This is a genomic window from Providencia sp. (assembly GCF_040396775.1).
In the GTDB taxonomy this organism is placed as follows: Bacteria; Pseudomonadota; Gammaproteobacteria; order Enterobacterales; family Enterobacteriaceae; genus Providencia.
On record NZ_JBEBNT010000037.1, the window covers coordinates 1 to 5,657 of the forward strand.

At 44.8% G+C, this 5,657-nt stretch carries 4 protein-coding genes; 2 read left to right on the plus strand and 2 right to left on the minus strand.

The genetic code is table 11. The annotated features are described in order from the left end of the window. Positions 1–325: 325 nt before the first annotated feature. Together speB and speA are read right to left on the minus strand one after the other, a co-directional pair. A complete protein-coding gene (speB, locus tag ABWP91_RS19810) occupies positions 326–1,246 on the minus strand; it encodes an agmatinase (protein WP_206082723.1) in 921 nt (306 codons plus the stop codon). 330 nt (positions 1,247–1,576) lie between these two features. Next, positions 1,577–3,481 (minus strand): biosynthetic arginine decarboxylase, encoded by a 1,905-nt coding sequence (gene speA / locus ABWP91_RS19815; protein WP_219246472.1) that lies wholly within the window; start codon positions 3,479–3,481, stop codon positions 1,577–1,579. Positions 3,482–3,727: 246 nt separating this feature from the next. Here speA and ABWP91_RS19820 point away from each other — a divergent pair, with 246 nt between their 5' ends. Both ABWP91_RS19820 and metK read left to right on the plus strand, forming a co-directional pair. Continuing rightward, on the plus strand, positions 3,728–3,880 hold the full coding sequence (locus ABWP91_RS19820) for a hypothetical protein (protein ID WP_353244700.1): 153 nt from the start codon (positions 3,728–3,730) through the stop codon (positions 3,878–3,880). A gap of 520 nt (positions 3,881–4,400) precedes the next feature. Then, positions 4,401–5,552, plus strand: coding sequence for a methionine adenosyltransferase (metK, locus tag ABWP91_RS19825; protein ID WP_353244701.1), 1,152 nt, complete (start codon positions 4,401–4,403; stop codon positions 5,550–5,552). Positions 5,553–5,657: the final 105 nt, after the last annotated feature.

Here is a 5,657-nt window from a genome sequence, read left to right on the forward strand (position 1 = left end):
CGAAATGGGGGAAGGCCCCCTTGCGCTGTTAACCCTGCGTAATTTTGTGCTGCCTGAAAAAATCTTTTTGGATTAGTTGAGAAAGGAAATTGTCGGTACGGTTTTTCTGCTTAAAACAAACAGAACCTGCTTAACGCAGGTTAAGGTTATTGACAAAGCAGGATAAAAGCGTGATTTTTCCTGCTTTGTGTTAGCAGCCGAAAATCAATAAATTGATTTTCCTTTGTTTTTTTTAAAACCTGTCCAACCTGCAATCAAACCTTATCGGTTTGCCAGCAGTCTGAACCTGCTTAACGCAGGTTCTGTTGCTTTAATCAGGCCTAAATTATTTTTTAGACGCTTGAATATACAGCATTTCTAAAGCAATTGATGCCGCGGCTAATGCAGTGATTTCTGATTGGTCATAAGCGGGAGCCACTTCCACTAAATCCATCCCAACGATATTTAATGGCTGTAAACCACGCAGTAGTTTTAGTGCGCGATCTGACGTTAAACCACCAACAACGGGTGTCCCTGTACCTGGTGCAAACGCAGGGTCAAGGCAGTCAATATCGAAAGTGAGATATACAGGCATGTCACCCACTATCTCTTTAATTTGCGCAACCATCTCATCCACACCGCGGTCATTCACTTGCCCTGCATCGAGTACAGTGAAACCGTTGTCACTATCGTGCTCAGTACGGATACCAATTTGCACTGAACGAGTTGGGTCAATCAAACCTTCTTTTGGTGCATGATAGAACATGGTGCCATGGTCATACTGGCTACCGTTACCGTAAGTGTCAGTGTGAGCATCAAAATGCACTAACGCCATTTTGCCGAAGTGTTTTGCATGCGCACGCAGCAGTGGCAGCGTGACAAAGTGGTCACCCCCAAAGGTTAAGCAGCGTTTACCTGACTCTAACAGTTTTTCCGTGTGTGCTTGGAGTTTGTCGCACATATCTTGCGCGTCGCCGAACGCAAACACCACATCACCGCAATCCACCACATTTAAGCGTTCGGTCAGTTTGAAGTTCCACGGCCAGCGGTGGCTTTCCCATGCAAGGTTGGTCGACACTTGGCGAATTGCCGCAGGCCCATGACGGCTGCCTGCACGGCCTGAGGTTGCCATATCAAATGGCACACCTGTAATAACCCACTCCGCATCTGAGCTATATGGTTGAAAATTCAGAGGGAAACGTAAAAAACCAAATGCGTTAGAAACCAGTGAATTATCAACTTGATTACCTAATGTACTATTAATCATTTTTATTCCTCAAAATAGACCCGCCCATTAGCAAGCCCTTTTAATATTTGGTGTAAGCGGCGCCTTGTTGCATAGCAGTATTATCAGCAATGATTTATGCGGCCAACAACGCCACACCACGAAATACTACAATCACAATGCGCTAAATAGTTCGTGTTGTCGCTAGGCGGCAAAGTGAGCCAAGCCCTAGGAGCATACAAAAGTATGTGACTAGGGTTGGCGAACGCAGCCAACACCGCGACAGTACGAAATATGACGCGCATACAAAAGTATGTGACTAGGGTTGGCAAATGCAGCCAACACCGCGACAGTGCGAAATATGACGCGCATTTATTCGTCTTCGAGATAGGTATAACCATACAACCCATTTTCGAATTCTGCCACAAAGTCTTTTTGCAGCTGCTCGCTCAGGCCTGTACCTTTCACTTGCTCCGTAAAGCTTTCTAGCAGGACTTCTGGGACTAGTTTGACGTATTGCAGCATGTCGGCCACTGAGTCGCCCTCTTCACTTTGCAGGTAGCGAATGTTGCCTTGGCTATCAACCCACACATCAATTGCGGCGGTATCACCGAACAGGTTGTGCATGTTGCCTAAGATTTCCTGATACGCCCCTATCATAAAGAAACCAATCATTGGCGGGTTTTCTGGGTCATAAGCTGGCATTGGCATGGTGGTTTCTACGCCATCGCCGTCAACGTAATGGTCAATTATGCCATCGGAGTCACAGGTGATGTCTAATAGCACCGCGCGGCGGTCTAACGGTTTATCTAAGCCTTCAATCGGTAACACAGGGAAAACTTGGTCAATCCCCCATGAATCTGGCAGAGATTGGAATAACGAGAAGTTTACATAGAACTTATCTGCCATGCGCTCTTGCAGCTCATCGATGATTGGGCGGTGAGCTCGGTTACTTGGGTCTAGGTCTTGCTGAATGCGACGGCAGATATTGAGGTATAACTCTTCTGCCCATGCACGTTGGGTTAAATCAAGTACCCCGTGTGCGTACTGAGTATGGGCTTCTTGTAAGTCGAATTGGCTATCATGTAACCATTCACGCAGTGAACGGCTGTTGCCCTGATGCTGCATGGATTCCCACGTTTCCCACAGTGACACCAACGAGCGTGGCGCGTCTTCATCGGGTGGTGACGTTTTGGTAAATTCGTTACGCTCAACACCAATAACATTGGAGACCAATACGGTATGGTGCGCTGTTAATGCACGGCCTGATTCCGTAATAACAGTTGGGTGCGGAAGATCAAACTCTTCACAGGCATCGCCAATCGCCCAAATCACGTTATTTGCGTACTCGTTCAAGCCATAGTTAACTGAACAATCGGACTGCGAACGCGTCCCTTCATAGTCAACACCTAAGCCACCACCTACGTCAAAGCATTGAATATTGACGCCTAAACGGTGCAATTCCACATAAAAACGCGCTGATTCACGAACACCTGTAGCGATATCGCGAATATTTGCCATTTGTGAGCCTAAATGGAAATGCAGTAATTGCAGGCTATCTAAGCGATTAGCATTGCGTAAAATTTCCACCAATTGCAGAACTTGCGTGGCCGCCAAACCAAATTTTGATTTTTCGCCGCCACTCGCTTGCCATTTGCCTGAACCTTGAGATGCTAAACGTGCGCGTACACCTAAACGTGGCGTCACATTCAAGCTTTCAGCTTCTTTTAATACCATCTCAATTTCGGACATTTTTTCGATCACAAGATAAACCTTATGACCCAATTTTTCCCCGATCAACGCTAAGCGAATGTATTCACGGTCTTTATAACCATTACACACGATAACGGTTTGTGTTTTACCCGCATTCGCTAATACTGCCATTAACTCTGCTTTTGAACCCGCTTCAAGCCCTAATGGCTCTCCTGAGTTGACTAATGACTCAATCACGCGGCGCTGTTGATTAACTTTAATTGGGTATACCAAAAAGTAATCACCTTTATAGCCATAGGATTCACGAGCACGTCTAAACGCCGCATTAATAGAACGCAGGCGATGCTGTAAAATTTGAGGGAAACAGAACAATGCAGGTAAGCGCAGGTGCTCTTGCTCTTCTTTTACTTGGTTAACTAATTCAGCGAGATCAACAAAGGTGTCCGGGTTCTCAGGGTTCGGGCAAACACAGACATTTCCGCGCTCATTCACCTGATAGTAACCACCGCCCCAATACGCAATGTTATAGGTCTGGCGCATTTTGCGTGCGATATTATCATTCATAATAAACTCCTGTATGGAGGGGTGAGTGGCGCGCTCTCATTCCGGATATATGTCAGTAAAGACATAGCACTGGCAAGCAGTTATATCGGGGGAAACGACAATACTCAGATTTTAATAAAAAGTGCTTAGAATTCTAAACAGTGACAATATACGACCTTAAACTGACAAATTAATGACTCAGCCTCGAAGGTGTATTAAAGATGTGACGGTAACTTCGTGATGAAGTAAAGAAAGACAGGAAAGTAAATGCCAAAGTCACGCGGCGATCCGCATATGACGGTTGGATACTGTTATTCAGTAGATTATGGATCATTACCCATTAACCCCCAATATAACTGTTTAGCCCTTGCAAATTTCAATGTTGTAGCACTATTTTGGCAGGTTGACCTGTTGATTTAAGCTATATCACCTTGTGTTTTTATTGAAATTCAAAAGTTTATAAACATTCCTGATAGATAGCAGGCGCATTGTTTTGACCTACTGGTATATAACGGGGAAAAACAACCATCCGCTACGGTCGCAGTTTATACATCGATTAGGCTCAAAAAGCAAAAGCAAATTAGCAAAATTGCGATAAAACTTTAAAGGCAATCATTCTTGTTGGATAGTGTTGGCATTAATGGTGACAGTCTCAATCAGCAAAAATGGCTCACGAACACGCGCGGGTAAAATCGCTAACATTTTCATTGGGGAAAAGCCAAATAAAATAAAGCCCCTTTTCCCCATGCTTTCAAAGCGATTTCGCTTAGTTTATGGTGTGTTATTAGGGATTTTGCCTAGTGAGCGACGGTGAATTTGTGCCTCTATTCGTTTTTTGTATAAATACAGGTAGAAATTTTTAATGCTTGAGACTAAAATAGCCGTCTAGATGTTAAAACATCCAACTATACATTCTGCGAATTCTTAAGGTATTAATCTCATGGCTACACATCTCTTTACTTCTGAGTCTGTATCAGAAGGGCATCCAGACAAAATTGCGGATCAAATCTCCGATGCAGTACTTGATGCTATTCTCGAACAAGACCCAAAAGCTCGCGTTGCCTGCGAAACCTACGTCAAAACAGGTATGGTAATGGTCGGGGGAGAAATCACCACCAGTGCTTGGGTTGATATTGAAGAAATCACACGCAAAACCGTTCGTGAAATTGGTTACACCAGTTCAGATATGGGCTTTGACGCCAATTCATGTGCTGTTTTAAGCGCGATTGGTAAACAATCTCCTGATATCAATCAAGGTGTTGACCGTACAGATCCTTCAGAACAAGGTGCGGGCGACCAAGGCCTGATGTTTGGCTATGCAACCAACGAAACTGACGTGCTGATGCCAGCACCGATTACTTATGCACACCGCTTAGTTCAGCGCCAAGCTGAAGTACGTAAAAATGGTACGCTGTCATGGCTGCGTCCAGACGCGAAAAGCCAAGTCACATTTAAATACGATAACAACAAAATTGTGGGTATCGATGCCGTTGTTTTGTCTACTCAGCATTCTGAAGAGATCCAGCAAAAAGACCTGCACGAAGCGGTGATGGAAGAAATCATCAAGCCCGTTCTGCCGGCAGAATGGTTATCAAAAGAAACCAAATACTTTATTAACCCAACAGGCCGTTTTGTTATCGGCGGACCAATGGGTGACTGCGGCTTAACAGGTCGTAAAATTATCGTTGATACCTACGGCGGCATGGCTCGTCATGGTGGCGGGGCTTTCTCAGGTAAAGATCCTTCAAAAGTTGACCGTTCTGCTGCCTATGCCGCGCGTTATGTGGCAAAAAATATTGTTGCCGCGGGTCTTGCTGATCGTTGTGAAATCCAAGTGTCTTACGCGATTGGTGTTGCTGAGCCAACCTCCATTATGGTGGAAACTTTTGGTACCGCAAAAGTTGACGAATCTCTGCTGATCCAACTCGTGCGTGAGTTCTTTGACTTACGTCCTTATGGTTTGATCAACATGCTTGACCTACTACACCCTATTTATCAGCAAACAGCATCTTACGGTCACTTTGGTCGTCCACAATTCCCGTGGGAAAAAACAGACAAAGCCGACGCTTTACGCGAAGCCGCTGGACTGTAATACATTGCATTAAAAAATATGACACAAAAAAACCCATCATCATGATGGGTTTCAGACTGCTGACAAACCGATTAGGTTTGACTGCAGGTTGGATTGGTTTTGAAA

Bases quoted from the DNA above. Each gene is read 5' to 3' on its own strand.
- speB (WP_206082723.1), bottom strand. From the start codon at position 1,246: ATGATTAATAGTACATTAGGTAATCAAGTTGATAATTCACTGGTTTCT.
- speA (WP_219246472.1), bottom strand. From the start codon at position 3,481: ATGAATGATAATATCGCACGCAAAATGCGCCAGACCTATAACATTGCG.
- ABWP91_RS19820 (WP_353244700.1), top strand. From the start codon at position 3,728: ATGCCAAAGTCACGCGGCGATCCGCATATGACGGTTGGATACTGTTAT.
- metK (WP_353244701.1), top strand. From the start codon at position 4,401: ATGGCTACACATCTCTTTACTTCTGAGTCTGTATCAGAAGGGCATCCA.